20 protein-coding genes are annotated in these 16,810 nt (G+C 61.2%); 11 read left to right on the top strand and 9 right to left on the bottom strand.

The window, feature by feature from the left end; translation table 11 throughout:
• Nucleotides 1-53: 53 nt before the first annotated feature.
• Both AABM52_RS11430 and AABM52_RS11425 read right to left on the bottom strand, forming a co-directional pair.
• Nucleotides 54-1,460: an FAD/NAD(P)-binding protein gene (locus AABM52_RS11430; protein WP_347911844.1), complete on the bottom strand. Its 1,407-nt coding sequence runs from the start codon at nucleotides 1,458-1,460 to the stop codon at nucleotides 54-56.
• A 14-nt stretch (nucleotides 1,461-1,474) separates the two neighbouring features.
• Entirely contained in the window at nucleotides 1,475-2,038 is a 564-nt protein-coding gene (locus AABM52_RS11425; protein ID WP_008052559.1) for a helix-turn-helix domain-containing protein, read from the bottom strand.
• On the opposite strand from AABM52_RS11425, the gene AABM52_RS11420 reads away from it, so the two are divergent.
• From AABM52_RS11420 to AABM52_RS11390, 7 genes are all read left to right on the top strand, one after another.
• Nucleotides 2,033-3,052: a DMT family transporter gene (locus AABM52_RS11420; protein ID WP_347911843.1), complete on the top strand. Its 1,020-nt coding sequence runs from the start codon at nucleotides 2,033-2,035 to the stop codon at nucleotides 3,050-3,052. The genes AABM52_RS11425 and AABM52_RS11420 overlap by 6 nt on opposite strands.
• A 205-nt stretch (nucleotides 3,053-3,257) precedes the next feature.
• A complete protein-coding gene (locus AABM52_RS11415; protein ID WP_347911842.1) occupies nucleotides 3,258-6,176 on the top strand; it encodes a monovalent cation/H+ antiporter subunit A in 2,919 nt (972 codons plus the stop codon).
• Nucleotides 6,176-6,520: a Na+/H+ antiporter subunit C gene (locus tag AABM52_RS11410; RefSeq protein ID WP_166361673.1), complete on the top strand. Its 345-nt coding sequence runs from the start codon at nucleotides 6,176-6,178 to the stop codon at nucleotides 6,518-6,520. The genes AABM52_RS11415 and AABM52_RS11410 overlap by 1 nt, the downstream gene beginning before the upstream one ends.
• A complete protein-coding gene (locus AABM52_RS11405; RefSeq protein ID WP_347911841.1) occupies nucleotides 6,517-8,202 on the top strand; it encodes a monovalent cation/H+ antiporter subunit D in 1,686 nt (561 codons plus the stop codon). Before AABM52_RS11410 ends, AABM52_RS11405 begins: the two co-directional genes overlap by 4 nt.
• Nucleotides 8,199-8,687, top strand: a complete 489-nt coding sequence (locus tag AABM52_RS11400; protein WP_347911840.1) for a Na+/H+ antiporter subunit E — start codon at nucleotides 8,199-8,201, stop codon at nucleotides 8,685-8,687. The genes AABM52_RS11405 and AABM52_RS11400 overlap by 4 nt, the downstream gene beginning before the upstream one ends.
• Nucleotides 8,684-8,962 carry a K+/H+ antiporter subunit F gene (locus tag AABM52_RS11395; RefSeq protein ID WP_151215032.1) on the top strand — a complete coding sequence of 93 codons (279 nt, stop codon included), beginning with the start codon at nucleotides 8,684-8,686 and terminating at the stop codon, nucleotides 8,960-8,962. The genes AABM52_RS11400 and AABM52_RS11395 overlap by 4 nt, the downstream gene beginning before the upstream one ends.
• On the top strand, nucleotides 8,959-9,321 hold the full coding sequence (locus AABM52_RS11390) for a Na+/H+ antiporter subunit G (protein WP_090456437.1): 363 nt from the start codon (nucleotides 8,959-8,961) through the stop codon (nucleotides 9,319-9,321). Before AABM52_RS11395 ends, AABM52_RS11390 begins: the two co-directional genes overlap by 4 nt.
• A gap of 33 nt (nucleotides 9,322-9,354) precedes the next feature.
• Here the strand turns inward: AABM52_RS11390 and AABM52_RS11385 are convergent, their stop codons facing one another.
• The 4 genes from AABM52_RS11385 to AABM52_RS11370 form a co-directional block, all read right to left on the bottom strand.
• Nucleotides 9,355-9,792, bottom strand: a complete 438-nt coding sequence (locus tag AABM52_RS11385; protein ID WP_347911839.1) for a DUF3995 domain-containing protein — start codon at nucleotides 9,790-9,792, stop codon at nucleotides 9,355-9,357.
• A gap of 101 nt (nucleotides 9,793-9,893) precedes the next feature.
• The gene (locus AABM52_RS11380; protein WP_347911837.1) at nucleotides 9,894-10,907 is read right to left on the bottom strand and encodes a glycine betaine ABC transporter substrate-binding protein; all 1,014 of its coding nucleotides are present in this window, start codon (nucleotides 10,905-10,907) and stop codon (nucleotides 9,894-9,896) included.
• Nucleotides 10,908-11,025: 118 nt separating this feature from the next.
• Complete coding sequence (locus tag AABM52_RS11375) at nucleotides 11,026-11,229, bottom strand: hypothetical protein (protein ID WP_347911836.1); 204 nt, start codon at nucleotides 11,227-11,229, stop codon at nucleotides 11,026-11,028.
• Nucleotides 11,229-11,699, bottom strand: coding sequence for a hypothetical protein (locus AABM52_RS11370; RefSeq protein ID WP_218483702.1), 471 nt, complete (start codon nucleotides 11,697-11,699; stop codon nucleotides 11,229-11,231). Before AABM52_RS11370 ends, AABM52_RS11375 begins: the two co-directional genes overlap by 1 nt.
• 412 nt (nucleotides 11,700-12,111) lie before the next feature.
• On the opposite strand from AABM52_RS11370, the gene AABM52_RS11365 reads away from it, so the two are divergent.
• The 3 genes from AABM52_RS11365 to AABM52_RS11355 all read left to right on the top strand — a co-directional run bounded on the left by AABM52_RS11365 (nucleotide 12,112) and on the right by AABM52_RS11355 (nucleotide 13,117).
• A complete protein-coding gene (locus tag AABM52_RS11365; RefSeq protein ID WP_347911835.1) occupies nucleotides 12,112-12,360 on the top strand; it encodes a hypothetical protein in 249 nt (82 codons plus the stop codon).
• A 160-nt stretch (nucleotides 12,361-12,520) separates the two neighbouring features.
• Nucleotides 12,521-12,751 carry a hypothetical protein gene (locus tag AABM52_RS11360; RefSeq protein WP_347911834.1) on the top strand — a complete coding sequence of 77 codons (231 nt, stop codon included), beginning with the start codon at nucleotides 12,521-12,523 and terminating at the stop codon, nucleotides 12,749-12,751.
• 129 nt (nucleotides 12,752-12,880) lie between these two features.
• Nucleotides 12,881-13,117, top strand: coding sequence for a DUF2789 domain-containing protein (locus AABM52_RS11355; RefSeq protein ID WP_347911833.1), 237 nt, complete (start codon nucleotides 12,881-12,883; stop codon nucleotides 13,115-13,117).
• Between the two features lie 5 nt (nucleotides 13,118-13,122).
• Here the strand turns inward: AABM52_RS11355 and AABM52_RS11350 are convergent, their stop codons facing one another.
• The 3 genes from AABM52_RS11350 to AABM52_RS11340 all read right to left on the bottom strand — a co-directional run bounded on the left by AABM52_RS11350 (nucleotide 13,123) and on the right by AABM52_RS11340 (nucleotide 15,703).
• A complete protein-coding gene (locus AABM52_RS11350; RefSeq protein WP_347911832.1) occupies nucleotides 13,123-13,326 on the bottom strand; it encodes a hypothetical protein in 204 nt (67 codons plus the stop codon).
• A 129-nt stretch (nucleotides 13,327-13,455) separates the two neighbouring features.
• Nucleotides 13,456-15,060 (bottom strand): methyl-accepting chemotaxis protein, encoded by a 1,605-nt coding sequence (locus tag AABM52_RS11345; RefSeq protein ID WP_347912616.1) that lies wholly within the window; start codon nucleotides 15,058-15,060, stop codon nucleotides 13,456-13,458.
• 238 nt (nucleotides 15,061-15,298) lie between these two features.
• Nucleotides 15,299-15,703: a TraR/DksA family transcriptional regulator gene (locus tag AABM52_RS11340; protein WP_007907888.1), complete on the bottom strand. Its 405-nt coding sequence runs from the start codon at nucleotides 15,701-15,703 to the stop codon at nucleotides 15,299-15,301.
• 371 nt (nucleotides 15,704-16,074) lie between these two features.
• Here AABM52_RS11340 and AABM52_RS11335 point away from each other — a divergent pair, with 371 nt between their 5' ends.
• Nucleotides 16,075-16,680 carry a glutathione S-transferase gene (locus AABM52_RS11335; RefSeq protein ID WP_347911831.1) on the top strand — a complete coding sequence of 202 codons (606 nt, stop codon included), beginning with the start codon at nucleotides 16,075-16,077 and terminating at the stop codon, nucleotides 16,678-16,680.
• Nucleotides 16,681-16,810: the final 130 nt, after the last annotated feature.

Here is a 16,810-nt window from a genome sequence, read left to right as displayed (position 1 = left end):
TGAGTCATACCCCAACACCCCCGGTGACTGCGTGGTGTGTTGAATGGGCGGCCCTAACGCACCAGTCGCTCGGCCAGCGCCTTGGCCTGGCTCATCACATCAGCGACGGCTGTACTTTCCCACCACATGCCGCGCAACGGCGGGCCCATGGCAAACAGCCGGCTGGCGGGCTGCCCTTCGGCGTTCAGGACGGCGCCATCGACCTCTGCGGCGATGCCCAGGGCCAACGGGCCCGGTCGGACCAGGCCACGGGCGAGCAGTTGCCGGGGTAATGGCCGCGCGACCCGACGCCAGTCATATTCGATACCGCTGGAATTGATCAGGGCGCCAGCGCTGACGACACAGGTGTGTGCCTCGCCGCGCCGCCGAAGGCGGATACTGACGCCGTCGCCCGTCGAACCCTCAAGCCCCTCGAACGAGGCGGCGTGAATACGTAACCGACCCTCTTCATACAAGCGCTCCACCAACTCGGCACTCAGGGGGGACGAGCGGTGGTGATGGCTTTCCCACCACGGCCGCACGTGCCGCACGAACTGTCGACGCTGCACGTCCGTCGCCTGGTGCCACAAGCGGCCGATGTGTGCCCGCACCGTGTTCAGTGGCGCCTGCCAGTCAATGCCCTGGGCGATGGCGTCCCGACAGTGCCGACGCAGTTCGCGCATCAACTGGCGAGGTGTACGGATGTGCTGATCCTGCGCGAGAAAATCCACCCAGCCCGGTGGCTGGCGACGCACATGGGGCCGCAGGCCATGGCGGGAAAACACTTCGATGGGCCCGCGATGCCCGGCCTGATCCAGGGACACCACGGCGTCAATCATGGTCAGGCCCGAGCCGATGATCATGACCGTCGACTGCGGATCGAGTCGTTGCATGGCCGCCACGTCCCACGGATCAAGGGCTGCAGCGTTCAAACCGCAGGATCGGGTTTGTGGCGTGCACGCGGCGGGAAAAACCCCGGTGGCCAAGACCGCAAAAGCGCCCTGCAAGCTTCGGCCATCACTCAAGGTCAACCGCACGGCGTCTGCATCGGCTTGCAAATCGACCACTTCGGCCTGCACATGCTCGACCGTCGAACCGCTCAATGCGCCCAGCGCCTGCGCGTCTGCCAGGCGCTGGCGGGCGTACAGGCCGAAAATTCCCCGTGGCGGAAACAGTTCGCTGACCGGCACGTGCTGCTGATTCGATTCCGGCCAGCCGCCCGCCTCGATGTAATCGGTCAGCCATTGGGTAAAGTCGTCGGCGTTGTCCGGGTCGAGACTCACCCGCGCCGCGTTGCCGTTGAGCGTATGGCCCAGTTCCACCGCGCTGTAGGCTACGCCCCGCCCCAACTCGGCCCGGGGCTCGATCACCAGCACCCGGCACCGGCCCGGCCGGCGCATCAACTGCGCCGCCAGCATGGCGCCACTGAGGCCACCACCGACAATCAGGATGTCGGCGTCATTGGTCAAGCTATGGCCCATCGTGCACTCCCTGTTCAGATCACCACATTACGCACAAACTTCGCCGCCACCGCCCCGTCATTGCGATAACAGTGCGGCTGGTTGCTGGCGAACATGAAGAATTCACCCGCCGCGATACTCTGCGGCTGGTCGCCCAGCATAACGGTCAGGCAACCTTCGAAGACATAAATCTGCTCGCTCCAGCCATCGGCGTCCGGCTCCGACGGATACACCTCGCCCGGCTGCAGGCACCACTCCCACTGCTCGACTTCGCGGCTGGCCTGGGCCTTGGAGAGCAACACCGCCCTGCTGCCGGGAATCGTGCCGGTCCAGGCCAGCTCATTGATACGGCTGGGATCCCGGGCGTCGGGCGCCTGGATCAAATCACTGAAGGCGACGTCGAGGGCTTCGGCGACGCGGTCGAGGGTGGTCAGGCTGACGTTCTTTTCCCCAGCCTCGATCGCCACCAGCATTCGACGGCTGACACCGGACTTTTCTGCCAGCGCCGTCTGGCTCAAGTCGGCGGCATGACGCAAACGGCGGACATTTTGACTGACGTGCTGGAGGACCGATGCCCGTTGGGTAGAATCTTTGTGCACTATATTGCTCACTTAGTGGGGTTGGGCAGTATACTGCGCAACATTCGACGCATTGTGCGTCCCCCTCCAGTAGCGTGCAAGGTCATGACGTCGGTGAACTCCCCAAAGGCTTCCTCCCGTTTTACAAGGTTCAGCAAGGCCGAATGCGTGCTGGTGCTGATCACCATGGTTTGGGGCGGCACCTTCCTGCTGGTACAGCATGCGATGACCGTCAGCGGCCCGATGTTTTTCGTCGGCCTGCGCTTTGCCGCCGCCGCGAGCATCGTCGCCCTGTTTTCCTGGCGTCACCTGCGCGACCTGACCCTGTTCGAACTCAAGGCCGGGTCGTTTATCGGCGTGGCAATCATGCTCGGCTACGGCTTGCAGACAGTCGGGTTGCAGAGTATTCCCAGCAGCCAATCGGCATTTATTACCGCGCTGTACGTCCCGTTTGTGCCGTTGTTGCAATGGCTGGTGCTGGGGCGGCGTCCGGGGTTGATGCCGAGCATCGGCATCATGCTGGCCTTTACCGGGTTGATGCTGCTGTCCGGGCCGTCCGGTGCGTCGTTCAATTTCAGCCCCGGTGAAATCGCCACCTTGATCAGCGCCGTGGCCATTGCGGCGGAGATCATCCTGATCAGCACCTATGCCGGCCAGGTCGATGTACGCCGGGTGACGGTGGTGCAACTGGCGGTCACTTCGGCGCTGTCGTTCCTGATGGTGGTGCCGACCAACGAGGCGATTCCGGACTTCTCCTGGTTGCTGCTGTGCAGCGCGCTGGGTCTTGGAGCGGCGAGCGCGGCGATTCAGGTGGCGATGAACTGGGCGCAGAAAAGCGTGTCACCGACCCGCGCCACGCTGATCTATGCCGGCGAACCGGTATGGGCCGGGATTGTCGGGCGTCTTGCCGGGGAACGCTTGCCGGCGATTGCCCTGGTCGGGGCCGGTTTGATTGTGGCGGCGGTGATAGTCAGTGAGTTGAAGACCAAGGGCAAGGCTGCGGCTGAGGAAGAGCTGGAGCAGGAAACACAGTGATAAGCCGCAAACTTTGCGTTGCCAGATAGGCCTCCATCGCGAGCAGGCTCGCGATGGGGCAGGAACTGGCTCCCCAACCTTTCTCTGAAACAATGTGAACCAGGGCTTTTCCGTCTACCGTGTAGGATTCTGCGACAGCTTGGCGTTTGGTGATCCGGGAGCTGGCACGTATGATGCTTCACAAACTTCCGCAGATTAGAAGCCTATGTCCCTGATAGTTCTACTGCTTCTGCCTTTCATAGGCAGCTGTTTGGCGGCCGTGTTGCCGCACAATGCCCGTAACGCCGAATCCCTGCTGGCTGGTCTGATCGCCCTGATCGGCACCCTTCAGGTCGCCTTCCTGTACCCGCAGATCGCCGATGGCGGCGTCATTCGCGAAGAGTTTTCCTGGCTGCCCAGCCTGGGCCTGAACTTCATCCTGCGCATGGACGGTTTCGCCTGGCTGTTCTCCATGCTGGTGCTGGGCATCGGCACCCTGGTTTCCTTGTACGCCCGCTACTATATGTCGCCGAACGATCCGGTGCCGCGATTCTTCGCGTTTTTCCTGGCCTTCATGGGCGCCATGCTGGGCCTGGTGATCTCCGGCAACCTGATCCAGATCGTGTTTTTCTGGGAACTGACCAGCCTGTTTTCGTTCCTGTTGATCGGCTACTGGCACCATCGCGCCGATGCCCGCCGCGGTGCCTACATGGCGCTGATGGTGACCGGTGCGGGCGGTTTGTGCCTGCTGGCGGGGGTCATGCTGCTCGGCCATGTGGTCGGCAGCTATGACCTGGACAAGGTCCTGGCCACCGGCGATCTGATTCGCGCCCATGTCCTCTACCCGATTCTATTACCCCTGATCCTGATCGGCGCCCTGAGCAAAAGTGCGCAATTTCCCTTTCACTTCTGGCTGCCCCACGCCATGGCCGCGCCGACGCCCGTGTCGGCGTATTTGCACTCGGCGACCATGGTCAAGGCCGGTGTCTTCCTGCTCGCGCGGCTATGGCCTTCGCTTTCCGGCAGTGAAGAATGGTTCTACATCGTCAGCGGCGCCGGTGCCTGCACCCTGTTGCTCGGGGCGTACTGCGCGATGTTCCAGAACGACCTCAAGGGCTTGCTGGCCTACTCGACCATCAGCCACCTCGGCCTGATCACCCTGTTGCTCGGCCTGAACAGCCCGCTGGCTGCCGTCGCCGCAGTGTTCCACATTCTCAACCACGCGACGTTCAAGGCCTCGTTGTTCATGGCCGCCGGCATCATCGACCACGAAAGCGGCACCCGCGATATCCGCAAACTCAGCGGCCTGTACAAGCTGATGCCGTTTACCGCGACCCTGGCCATGGTCGCCAGCGCTTCGATGGCCGGCGTGCCGTTGCTCAACGGCTTCCTGTCCAAAGAGATGTTCTTCGCCGAAACCGTGTTCATCAATGCCACGCGCTGGGTCGAACTGAGCTTGCCGATCGTGGCAACCATTGCCGGTACCTTCAGCGTCGCTTACTCCCTGCGTTTCACCGTGGATGTGTTCTTCGGTCCGCCCGCGACCGACTTGCCCCACACGCCCCACGAGCCACCGCGCTGGATGCGCGCGCCGGTGGAATTGCTGGTGTTCACTTGCCTGCTGGTGGGGATCTTCCCGGCCCAGATAGTCGGCCCGCTGCTCGCGGCGGCGGCGCAACCGGTGGTTGGCGGTACGCTGCCCGAGTACAGCCTGGCCATCTGGCACGGCCTGAACGCACCGATGATCATGAGCCTGATCGCATTGTCCTGCGGCACCGTGCTCTATCTGTTGCTGCGCAATCAATTCAAGCGCGGGCGCTTCAACCGTCCGCCCGTCATCGGTCGCCTGGACGGCAAGCACCTGTTCGAATACGCGCTGGTCGCCATCATGCGCCTGGCCCGGCGCCTGGAACCGCGGATTGGCACCAAACGCCTGCAAATGCAGCTGTTCCTGGTGGTGCTCGCCGCCGTGCTGGCCGGGTTGATTCCCATGTTGCACAGCAGCCTTCACTGGGGTGACCGGCCGAAAATCCCCGGGTCGATCGTGTTTGTCACCTTGTGGTTGCTGGCCATCGCCTGCGCCCTTGGCGCGGCCTATCAGGCCAAGTATCACCGCCTCGCAGCCCTGACCATGGTCAGCGTCTGCGGCCTGATGACCTGTATCACCTTCGTCTGGTTTTCCGCGCCGGACCTGGCCCTGACCCAACTGGCGGTCGAAGTGGTGACCACGGTGCTGATCCTGCTGGGCCTGCGCTGGCTGCCACGGCGGATCGAGGAGGTCTCGCCGTTGCCGGGCAGTCTGCGCCGGGCGCGGGTACGACGTATCCGCGACTTGCTGCTGTCGACCTCGGTCGGTGTCGGCATGGCGTTGCTGGCCTACGCCATGCTGACGCGCCAGACCCCCAACGATATTTCCTCGTTCTACCTCAGCCGTGCCTTGCCCGAAGGCGGCGGCAGCAATGTGGTCAACGTGATGCTGGTGGATTTCCGTGGCTTCGACACCCTCGGTGAAATCACCGTACTGGTCGCCGTGGCCCTGACCGTGTATGCACTGCTACGCCGCTTCCGCCCACCGAAAGAAAGCCTTCAGTTACCGGCCCAGCAACGCCTGCTCGCGCCGGACGTGGTCACCGACCTGGTCAACCCGCGCCACGCCAGCGACACCGCCCTCGGCTTCATGATGGTGCCGGCGGTGCTGGTGCGCCTGCTGTTGCCGGTGGCGCTGGTGGTGTCGTTCTACCTGTTCATGCGCGGGCACAATCAACCGGGCGGCGGTTTTGTCGCCGGGCTGGTGATGTCGGTGGCGTTCATCCTGCAATACATGGTCGCCGGCACGCAGTGGGTCGAGGCGCAAATGAGCCTGCGGCCGCTGCGCTGGATGGGCACGGGCCTGATGATTGCCACGGCCACGGGCCTGGGCGCGATGGTCGCCGGCTATCCGTTCCTGACCACCCACACCTGGCATTTCTCGTTGCCGCTGCTGGGTGACATTCACCTGGCCAGCGCGCTGTTCTTCGACATCGGTGTGTACGGCGTGGTCGTCGGCTCGACTCTGTTGATCCTCACCGCCCTCGCCCACCAATCGGTGCGCGGCCACAAAACCGCCGCCCAGCCCAGATCCGTTGCCGCCAAAGGAGCCGTCTGATGGAAGAAGTCATCGCAATCGCCATCGGCGTACTGGCCGCGTCCGGCGTCTGGCTGATCCTGCGCCCACGGACGTTCCAGGTGATCATGGGCCTGTGCCTGCTGTCCTACGGCGTCAATCTGTTCATCTTCAGCATGGGCAGCCTGTTCATCGGCAAGGAACCGATCATCAAGGACGGCGTGCCGCAGGATCTGTTGCACTACACCGACCCGTTGCCGCAAGCCCTGGTGCTGACGGCGATCGTCATCAGCTTCGCCATGACCGCGTTGTTCCTGGTGGTGCTGCTGGCCTCCCGGGGCCTGACCGGCACCGACCATGTGGATGGCCGGGAGCCCAAGGAATGATGGCGATGACTCACCTGATCGTCGCGCCTATTCTGCTGCCATTGCTGACCGCTGCGATCATGCTGATGCTCGGCGAGAAGCACCGCCCGCTCAAGGCGAAGATCAATCTGTTCTCCAGCCTGCTCGGGCTGGGCATTGCCGTGGCGTTGTTGCAATGGACACAGACCACCGGCGTGCCCGGTTCTATCGGTGTGTACCTGCCGAGCAACTGGCAAGTGCCGTTCGGCCTGGTGCTGGTGGTCGATCGCCTGTCGGCGCTGATGCTGGTGCTGACCGGTATCATCGGCGTCAGTGCCCTGCTGTTCGCCATGGCCCGCTGGGACAGCGCCGGTTCGAGTTTTCACGCGCTGTTCCAGATCCAGTTGATGGGCCTTTACGGCGCATTCCTCACCGCCGACCTGTTCAACCTGTTCGTGTTCTTCGAAGTGTTGCTGGCCGCGTCCTACGGGTTGATGCTCCACGGCTCAGGCCGGGCGCGGGTGTCGTCGGGGCTGCATTACATCTCGATCAATCTGTTGGCCTCGTCGCTGTTCCTGATTGGCGCGGCGCTGATCTATGGGGTCACCGGCACGCTGAACATGGCCGACCTGGCGGTAAAAATCCCGCTGGTGTCCGAAGCTGATCGCGGCTTGCTTCACGCCGGCGCAGGGATTCTGGCCATCGCGTTCCTGGCCAAGGCCGGCATGTGGCCGCTGAACTTCTGGCTGGTGCCGGCCTATTCGTCGGCCAGCGCGCCGGTGGCGGCAATGTTCGCGATCATGACCAAGGTCGGCGTGTACACCTTGCTGCGCCTGTGGACGCTGTTGTTCTCCGCCCAGGCCGGGGCATCGGCGTTCTTTGGCGGCGACTGGCTGATCTACGGCGGCATGGCGACCATCGTCTGCGCCGCCATTGCGACCCTCGCCGCGCAACGCCTGGAGCGCATGGCCAGCCTGAGCATCCTGGTGTCGGCGGGCATTCTGTTGTCGACCATCGGTTTCGCCCAACCGAACCTGGTTGGCGCGGCGCTGTTCTACCTGTTCAGTTCCACCCTGGCGTTGAGCGCACTGTTCCTGCTGGCCGAACTGATCGAGCGCTCACGCTCGGCCAACGAAATCCAGCTCGAAGATGAAGCCGAACTGCTGCCGCGGCCACTGGAATCCCTGCATCCGCCCAAAGGCACCAACCTCGATGACGACCAAAAAGCCGTGGTCGGCCAGGTGATTCCCTGGACCATGGCGTTTCTCGGCCTGAGCTTCATCGCCTGCGCCTTGCTGATCATCGGCATGCCGCCGCTCTCCGGCTTTATCGGCAAACTCGGGTTGATCGGCGCCCTGCTCAATCCGCTCGGCCTGGGCAACAGCGGCGACACACCGGTTTCCAACGCCGCGTGGGGCCTGTTGGTGTTGTTGATCGTGTCCGGGCTGGCGTCGCTGATCGCATTCTCGCGCCTGGGCATCCAGCGGTTCTGGACGCCAGCGGAACGACCATCGCCCCTGTTGCGACGCCTGGAATGCGTGCCGATCTTCGCCCTGCTGGGCTTGAGCATTGCGCTGACCTTCAAGGCCGATCCGCTGCTGCGCTACACCCAGGCCGCCGCCGATGCCTTGTACAACCCGCAGCAATACGTGATGGCGGTGCTCGACACGCGCGTCGTACCGAACCCGTCGGCCGCAGCGGCCCCGCAGGAGGTGCAGCCATGAAGCGCCTGTTTCCGGCACCCTTGCTGTCGCTGGCCCTGTGGCTGCTTTGGTTGCTGCTGAACCTGTCGATCAGCCCCGGCAACCTGCTGCTGGGTGCCGCGCTGGGTTTCTGTGCGCCATTGATGATGCGCAGGCTGCGTCCGCTGCCGGTGCGCATCCGTCGCCCCTGGGTGATCCTGCGCCTGGTCCTGCTGGTCGGGCGCGATGTGCTGGTGTCCAACCTCGCCGTGGCCTGGAACGTGCTCAATGCCGGTCGCCGCCCGCCTCGCTCGCAATTCATCAAGGTGCCGCTGGACTTGCGTGACGCCAACGGCCTGGCCGCATTGTCGATGATCACCACGGTGGTGCCCGGTACGGTCTGGTCGGAGCTGGCGCTGGACCGCAGCATTCTGCTGTTGCACGTCTTCGACCTGGACGACGAGGCGCTGTTCATCCAGCACTTCAAGGCGACCTACGAACGTCCGTTGATGGAGATCTTCGAATGAGCCCCTTGCTGTCGAACGCGATCCTGCTGAGCCTGTTCTTCTTTTCCCTGGCGATGATCCTGACCCTGCTCCGCCTGTTCAAGGGGCCGTCGGCCCAGGATCGGGTCCTGGCGCTGGACTACCTGTACATCGTCGCAATGCTGATGATGCTGGCGTTGGGCATTCGCTATGCCAGTGACACCTACTTCGAGGCGGCGCTGCTGATCGCCCTGTTCGGTTTCGTCGGCTCGTTCGCCCTGGCGAAATTCCTGCTGCGTGGCGAGGTGATCGAATGAATACGCCATTGTCGTTGTGGGTGGAGATCCCGGTGGCGATCCTGCTGGTGCTCGGCAGTCTGTTCGCCTTGATCGGTGCCACGGGCCTGTTGCGCATGAAGGACTACTTCCAGCGCATGCACCCACCAGCCCTGGCCTCGACCCTTGGGACCTGGTGCGTGGCGCTGGCGTCGATCATCTATTTTTCGGCGCTCAAGTCCGCACCGGTATTGCACGCCTGGCTGATTCCGATCCTGCTGGCGATTACCGTGCCGGTGACGACCTTGCTGCTAGCCCGCGCGGCGCTGTTTCGCAAACGCATGGCCGGGGATGATGTGCCGGCCGAGGTGAGCAGCCGGCGGACCGAGAGCGGTAGTTAGACCAAGGATTTGTATTGACTGGACCGGCCTGTCTCAGACCCAGGCCACCGCCAACAACCCTGCCCCCAGCACCACACACAACGGCGAGTAAACCCAGGTGTCGAGCCGGGCAAATTTCGAGCCTTTGACCTCTTTGAAAAAACCCACCAGCTCCGAATCGCCAATGGCCCGGGCAAACAGCAAAATCGCGATCGCGCTGATCAACCACTGCAACGACCAGTGATGCAAGGGTGGCAGGCACCACCCCACCCGCAAGCACACCAGCACGGCAATCAACAGCAACAGCCCGGCCACCACCAGGGTGATCCAGCCTCGTGGCTTGAACGCCGGCCTCAGTTGCGTACTGCCCTCCTGCGGTACTTGCGGCACCGCCGCCACCGCCGCCCACTCGCCACCCAACGCCCAATAGACATGCACCAGACTGATCACGGCGAAGATCGTCACCAGCGACTGAGCCAACAACAGGGTCATGGTTCAGGAATCCTTGAAAGGGATATGAACAGAACAGGCTAGTCGGCTTTTCCTGAAGTGCGCGGCCGCGTGCAAGACCAAATGCTCATACCGGCACCAGCTCACATTCCGGCCGAGACTTTATCCGCTACGTCCTTGGGCAGCCAGGCCCGCCAGACGTCGGGATGGGCCTTCATGAACGCCTCTGCCGCCTGGCGCGGTGGAGTATGTTTCTCGCTCATCTCGGCCAGCGCCTTGTTCAGGGGGTCGATCGGAAACTCGACCTTGGCAAAGAACTCGGCAATCTGCGGATATTGCTTCTGAAAAGGGGTGGACACACCGATCGACAGCTTGGAGGCCAGGGAACGGGTCGGCTGTGGATTGGGGTTGTCGGCGTCGGTCAGGGTCTTCCAGGCTTCGGCGTCGAACGGCGGCTCTTCGAGCTGGATCAGCTTGAAGCGGCCGAGCAACGGCGTGGGCGACCAGTAGTAAAACAGCACCGGCTTGCCACGATGAATTGACGAACTGATCTCGGCATCCAGTGCCGCCCCCGAACCGCTGCGGAAGTTTACGTAGCTATCGTCCAGCCCGTACGCCTTGAGCTTCTGCTTGTTGACCACTTCCGAGGTCCAGCCGATGGGGCTGTTGAGGAAACGTCCCTTGGTCGGGGCTTCCGGATCCTTGAACACGTCTTTGTATTTTGGCAGGTCGCTGACACTGCGCAGGTCCGGCGCCAGCGCCTTGATGCCCTTGGCCGGGTCGCCCTTGATCACATACTCCGGCACCCACCAGCCTTCGGTAGCGCCCTTGACCGTGTCGCCGAGGCTGACGACCTTGCCTTCGGCTTCCGCCTTGACCCACACCGGGCTGCGACCGGCCCACTCTTCGCCAATGACCTGGATGTCATTGTTGGCCAGCGCGGTTTCCAGGGTGATGGTGGTGCCCGGCAAGGTGTCGGTCGGCAGCCCGTAGCCCTTCTCGACAATGATGCGCAGGACATCGGTGATCAGGCTGCCGCTTTCCCAGTTCAGGTCGGCGAAGTGGATCGGCTTCTGGGCGGCAGACACCGGGACGGGTGTCGCCAGCAAACCGAAAGTGGCCAGGACCGCAGCCAGCAACCGTCGAAATCCGTTCATGCTTTTGCACCTCGTGCTGTTCACAGCAATAGCAGGATGGCCTGGCAGTAGACCGCGAAGCCTCTGAATACTCAGTCCAATGACTGTAGTAGAGGTTCCTGCTTTCGAGGTGCGTGGATCAGTTTTCGGATGTTTCCTGCAAACCCATCAGCTCTCGCCTGACCATGCTGGCGTACTCCGCCGGTTGCAGTTGGTAAAGCTGTGACGCCACCCAGTTCAGCCAGGCTCCTTGCAGAATGGTCTTCTGCCCGAGCAGCCGCCGCGCTTCGTCTTGAGCGCTGGTCAGGTTCTGTTCGTGGAAATCGGCGCGGGTCAGGGTCATCACTCGCTGGCCTTGAAGGTCACCAGCTCTCCTTTGCGCCACTTGGCCGCCTTGGCGGTCACGGCCTTGAGGGTCTTGGTCAGGCCTTCCTGCAACTGTTGATGGGCAGCGAACACCATCACCACGCTGTGCCCTTCCTTGAACACGACCCCCTGACCGTCGGCAGTGGTCACGAAGGCGTAGTCGCCTATTCCGTAAACCGTCAGCTTGATGTCGCGGAACTTGATGTCCAGCTTGCCGCCTTCGCGACTGGGTAGCACGGACGCGCTGAAATGATCGCCGACCTTGAGCTTGAGTCCGGGCTTGTCATCCACCACCAAGGCTGACTCGGTGTCGATTTCGGCAATGTAGATGCCTTCAGCGTTCTGTTCGGTGATGTAAACGAAACGTGACTGAAACTGCTTGACCAGCTTTGCGCGCAAATCACCCAGCACGAACAAAGCATGCATATCGAGATTACTTACTGCCAAGGAAACATCCCCACATCTGAATAATGGTGCCGTGCGCGAAAAATGAACGCACAGCCAAAAAGCGGCAATGCCGAAGGTGTAGCCAAAGAACCCGGGTTGAAGTCCTGAATGAGCAGTGCACTCATTCATCACGAAGCTTGAGAAGACTACTGGAACGTCACTCGCGTCGTCCTGACTGGTGTTCGTCACAGGCTGAAGGAAAACACCCTTCCTGCTGCCAGAAAATTATGGACTATCAACATCGGGGAAAAATCTCATCGAGAAAAAAACTTTTCCTACATATCGTCCGCAAAAAATTGCTTTAGATAAACATCATTCACCCACCAGTGAGGGTGATTCTAGAGCAGCGATGCTCTTGGCGACTAGCCAAAACGACGTACATACGTCGGTAAAACAATGAAAAGGACTTCATATGTGCACGCTGACACACTTTGCTTACCCCTTGGCGCCTGCCTCGAAAACAGCACCAACCCCGCACCCGACACGGCTCTGCCTCCATGAACCGGCTTACGATGCCCCAAACCGCCCGCGATTTCAGGTGGTAATGGCAGGCATTGCTTTCTTTCACATTAAGGATATTTCTACAGGCTGTGTAAGAGGTTTCCGAGCCAATCATAACGAAGCCTGTGCCCTCGCCCGGTTTCTTGAGTCACACGGTTGACATCCCACCGCGCTCGCGTCCATCGACGTTTCGTCTGCCCGCCGACTTATCTCAGCCGTCGACGGGCAACTACTGCCATACTGCCAGCCCAATAAAACGGATCCGCAGAAAATCGGGTTGCGTTGACAACAACAATGTATTTCCAGGGGAAGTCTGCAACGTGACGGAATTTGATATCGGCGAGTTTTTTATCCGGGGTGAAGCCAGAGAAGTCGAGGGTGAATTCCAGGCCGTGATTATCATGCGCGCCAAACCACCGCTCAAGACCGTGACCTATCACCAGGTCGAAAAGGATCGCTGGTTCAAAACCCCGGATGTCGCCGCCATCGCGGCCCAGGAATCGGCCCGGGAACTCAAGGCCGCGGTCGATGCGGGCGCATTGAAAGCCTGATGGTCGGGTTGGCGGTCTATGCTCATTGTTGCACTTGAACATCGTGATCGAACTCCACCGGTGCGGCGCCCTCGAATCCAGGGTGCGCCTCGTCCCTCGACCCGACTGATGACCTGCAAGGAGATGAAGATGGAATCACCGACCCACGACTTGAAAGGCCTGTTCGACCAACTCGGCCTGGACTCCAGCCAGAAGGCGATCGACGGCTTCATTGCCGGCCATTCCCTGCCTGGCGACAAGAAACTCATCGACGCCGAGTTCTGGTCACCGCAACAGGCCGGCTTCCTCAAGGAACAACTGCGCGAAGACGCTGACTGGGCGCGGGTGGTCGACGACCTGAACCTGCGCATGCACCAGACCCACTGACCACCTCAATGCAGGCTGCCAGGGCTCTCGACGCTCAATTGCGCCAGCCAGGCAGCCTTGCACTCCTCCGCTTCGTCGCGACTGGAGAACGCCGTGCCCCGGCGCTCGCCATTGAGCAACACGACCCAGCAAACCTTGCGTCCCATGGAGCGAAGATAGGCAGGCACTCCGCTGCCGATCATGACCGCGACATCAACCTTGCCTTGCATGCTGACCCCTCCAATTTAATTAGCAACCTAATTAGTAGGTATGTTAATTAGTTTTCCGGCGAGGAAACAGCAAAACCCTGCACAGCTTAATTGCAGAATTTGCAATAATCGCCCGGCAGTCCAACGTTTCTAACGCGGCTTTTCCGGCTTGTAGCCCAGGCGCAAACCACCCCAATGCCGGCCCTTGAGCATGATCGGCACCGAAAGATCGTGCATCAACTCGCCAGTATCACGGGTATAGGTTTGCAGCAGCACGGCCTTCTGATGGCTGCCGCAGCGGATCCCGGTGCGATCGGCGAACTTGCGTTTGGTCCGGTTCTGCAAGGCATCGACCTGCACATCTCCCGTCAACGGCTGGCTGAACACCTTGTTATGGGTCGGCACATAACCCTGTTGGGTGCAGGCGATGGCGAACACCAATCCTTCGTGACGCGGTAACAACGGTTCTTGAATCGCTGGCAAAACCTGATCAGTGTAGCGGTCGAAACGCGTCTGGTACTTGGCCGGGCTGGTATCGGGGATGGCCTGGTAATTGCGGTCGAACAGATCGTCGAGACTGATTCGACCGGCATCGATATCCGCTTCGAAACGCGCTGTAATCTGGCCCGCGGCGTCCCGGGCCAGGTCATAGATCCGCTGGTGATAGTCATCCAGCCCCACTTCGGCAAGACGCTCACTGATGGTTTCGGCCTGCCCTTCCATTTGCACCGCCGCCTGGGCCAGACGCTGAGTCTGCTGGTCGCTGACCACCAGATCGCTGCGCATCTGTTCGATGGCGTGAAACAGGCTGTCGAGTTGTACGCGGTTAGTGTCTGCCCCTTGGGCGATTGCTCCGACCTGGGACTCGACGCTGGCCGCCAGTCGGGCAATGTTCTCCAGGTGCTGCCCCGTACGCTCGACCTGCTCGACACCGGAGTCAAGATCGCTGGACAGTTGTCGGATCTGCTCCACCACCTGTGCCGTGCGATGCTGGATGTCGGCCACCATTTCCCCCACCTCCCCCGTGGCGGTCGCCGTGCGTGCGGCGAGCCCGCGAACTTCATCGGCCACCACGGCAAACCCGCGACCGTGCTCCCCCGCCCGCGCCGCTTCTATCGCTGCGTTCAACGCCAACAGATTGGTCTGGCTGGCGATGGATTGAATCACCAGGGTCACCCGCTGGATATCATCGCTGCGCAGGCTCAAGGCTTCGATCAGTTCACGACTGTTGCTGGCCCGCTGGCTGAGCTGATGCATGCGCGCGATGGACTCGATCAATTCCGTACGCCCGACCACTCCGCTTTGATGAGCTTCGCTGGCAGCACTGAGCGCCTGGCGACTGAGGGTCGAGGTGGCCTGTTCGGTGGTGATCATGACCTCGGCATTGCTGACGATCTGTGCCGCCGCCGTGAGCTGCGATTGCAATTTGTCCGCCAGTTGCCGAACCGAAAACGCCACACCGGCGGCCGACAGTGCGTTATGGCTGGTGGTGCAGGAAAGATCGCGGGTCAACTCGCCGATGGCATCGGGGTTGGCGGGGGCAGCAGCCTCAGGGATCGCGCGCGAACGCAGGCGAGGCAGCCAGACAATCAATACGGCCAGGGGCAGGCCAAGGTAGAGCGACCATCCGCCCAACGTCATGCCACATAACAACAGCATCAGGGCGATGCTTTGCAGCGTTGGCGTCAGCCAGCGGTTTTTCGGCAACAGCACGGGTGCGGGCACTGCCGCAACCAGAGACCCGTCTCTTGTCATCATCGTCACCCCGTAAAGCTTCTAATTGTTGTCTTCGCATTAAACGCCACCATAAAGCCATTATCCATGAGCCTTTAGTCGCGAACGTTGCAGCAGATCAATAGAAGAATCGGGAAATCGAAGACGGCAGAAAACAAAGATCGCAGCCTGCAGCAGCGCCCTACTTCAATTGCGTAGGAGCTGTCGCAGGCTGCGATCTTTTCAAAGGCAGCCCATCTTGATGGACTGCCTCGCAGAATCAGGCCTGACGCTGGTGCTTGTCGATTTGCTCGTGACGTTCCTGAGCTTCGATGCAGTACTTGGTGGTCGGGCTGATCAGCAGGCGCTTGAGGCCAATCGCCTCGCCGCTGTCGTCGCACCAGCCGAAGCTGTCTTCCTTGATGCGCTCAAGGGCTTGTTCCAACTGAGGCAACATGCGCTGGTCGCGATCGATCGCGTTCACCAGCCAGGTGCGCTCTTCTTCGACCGAAGCCGCGTCTGCCGGATCGGCCGGGGTGTCCAGGCTTTCGATGGCGATGCGGTTCTGTTCGATGCGCTCATGGGTTTCGACTTTCATGTTCTGCAACAGCTCGGAGAAAAAAGCATGTTGCTCGGCATTCATGTAGTCATCCGCCGGCATGGCCAGCAACTTGTCCTTTGTCATTGATATCTCTATAAAAAAACGTGCATTAAGGCGAATAAGGGAGCGTTCCGGCAGACCTGGTCAGGCCAATCGGAAAGGCGCCGTTTGTTCCAAGCGCCACCCGGCACTCAATTTACGAGGGGCGGCAGTCTACGGCCGACTTGAGGCCTCAGCAACTGAAAAGACTGCGAATTTGTCCGACAAAGCCCTGAAAATGCTCTAAGGCAGGCTTTGAGGCGGTAATCGGAGTGCGTTTATAGCAAGAAATTCAATCGAGCGGCTGTATATAGAAGACAAACGGCTGGCACCGGGCATTATTCACGGTCATTTGCAGGGCCGCGAACCTCAGCTAAGGTTGTCCCTCCCGAAATGGCCATATAAAGGAAAGGACCATGAAGCTGATCGGTATGCTGGACTCGCCCTATGTCAGGCGCGCCGCCATTTCTGCCAAATGCCTGGGAATCGCGCTGGAACACCGATCGGTCTCGGTGTTCCGCCACTTCGAACAATTCCAGCAGATCAACCCGGTAGTCAAGGCGCCTACCCTGGTGCTGGATGACGGTGAGGTGTTGATGGACTCGACGCTGATCATCGACTACCTCGAAACCCTGGCCGGCAACAGCCTCATGCCCATCCAGCCGGGTCAGCGCCTGCGCGCGTTGCGCCTGATCGGCCTGGCCCTGGCCGCCAGCGAAAAATCCGTGCAGCTTTACTACGAGCGCAACCTGCGGCCGACGGAGATTCAATTCGAACCTTGGGTGCAGCGGGTCGAAGGACAGCTGACGGCAGCCTATTCGGGACTGGAGCGAGAGCTGGATAAGCAGCCGCTGAAAACTGACGGTTCGCTTGAGCAGGATGGCATTACCCTCGCCGTAGCCTGGAGTTTTACCAACCTGGTGGTGCCGGATCAGGTGAGTGCGGCGCAGTTTCCGCGGATTGCCGCATTCACTGCGTATGCCGAAGGGCTTGAGGTGTTTGTGGATACGCCGATCGAATAGTTGGATTCGCTTCGCCTGACCTACCGTCTTCGCGAGCAGGCTCGCTCCCACAGGGGATTGCGTTCTCTTGTGGCAGCGGGCTTGCTCGGCGGTTTTTATGCTTTGACCGAAACCCGGAATGTCCATGAAC

The sequence above is a fragment of the Pseudomonas grandcourensis genome (assembly GCF_039909015.1).
Lineage (GTDB): Bacteria > Pseudomonadota > Gammaproteobacteria > Pseudomonadales > Pseudomonadaceae > Aquipseudomonas > Aquipseudomonas grandcourensis.
Note: the sequence above shows the minus strand (reverse complement) of the source record. Positions and strands in the feature narration are given on the sequence as shown.

Bases quoted from the DNA above. Each gene is read 5' to 3' on its own strand.
- AABM52_RS11430 (WP_347911844.1), bottom strand. From the start codon at position 1,460: ATGGGCCATAGCTTGACCAATGACGCCGACATCCTGATTGTCGGTGGT.
- AABM52_RS11415 (WP_347911842.1), top strand. From the start codon at position 3,258: ATGTCCCTGATAGTTCTACTGCTTCTGCCTTTCATAGGCAGCTGTTTG.
- AABM52_RS11410 (WP_166361673.1), top strand. From the start codon at position 6,176: ATGGAAGAAGTCATCGCAATCGCCATCGGCGTACTGGCCGCGTCCGGC.
- AABM52_RS11405 (WP_347911841.1), top strand. From the start codon at position 6,517: ATGATGGCGATGACTCACCTGATCGTCGCGCCTATTCTGCTGCCATTG.
- AABM52_RS11400 (WP_347911840.1), top strand. From the start codon at position 8,199: ATGAAGCGCCTGTTTCCGGCACCCTTGCTGTCGCTGGCCCTGTGGCTG.
- AABM52_RS11395 (WP_151215032.1), top strand. From the start codon at position 8,684: ATGAGCCCCTTGCTGTCGAACGCGATCCTGCTGAGCCTGTTCTTCTTT.
- AABM52_RS11390 (WP_090456437.1), top strand. From the start codon at position 8,959: ATGAATACGCCATTGTCGTTGTGGGTGGAGATCCCGGTGGCGATCCTG.
- AABM52_RS11385 (WP_347911839.1), bottom strand. From the start codon at position 9,792: ATGACCCTGTTGTTGGCTCAGTCGCTGGTGACGATCTTCGCCGTGATC.
- AABM52_RS11380 (WP_347911837.1), bottom strand. From the start codon at position 10,907: ATGAACGGATTTCGACGGTTGCTGGCTGCGGTCCTGGCCACTTTCGGT.
- AABM52_RS11375 (WP_347911836.1), bottom strand. From the start codon at position 11,229: ATGACCCTGACCCGCGCCGATTTCCACGAACAGAACCTGACCAGCGCT.
- AABM52_RS11365 (WP_347911835.1), top strand. From the start codon at position 12,112: ATGTGCACGCTGACACACTTTGCTTACCCCTTGGCGCCTGCCTCGAAA.
- AABM52_RS11355 (WP_347911833.1), top strand. From the start codon at position 12,881: ATGGAATCACCGACCCACGACTTGAAAGGCCTGTTCGACCAACTCGGC.
- AABM52_RS11350 (WP_347911832.1), bottom strand. From the start codon at position 13,326: ATGCAAGGCAAGGTTGATGTCGCGGTCATGATCGGCAGCGGAGTGCCT.
- AABM52_RS11345 (WP_347912616.1), bottom strand. From the start codon at position 15,060: ATGACAAGAGACGGGTCTCTGGTTGCGGCAGTGCCCGCACCCGTGCTG.
- AABM52_RS11340 (WP_007907888.1), bottom strand. From the start codon at position 15,703: ATGACAAAGGACAAGTTGCTGGCCATGCCGGCGGATGACTACATGAAT.
- AABM52_RS11335 (WP_347911831.1), top strand. From the start codon at position 16,075: ATGAAGCTGATCGGTATGCTGGACTCGCCCTATGTCAGGCGCGCCGCC.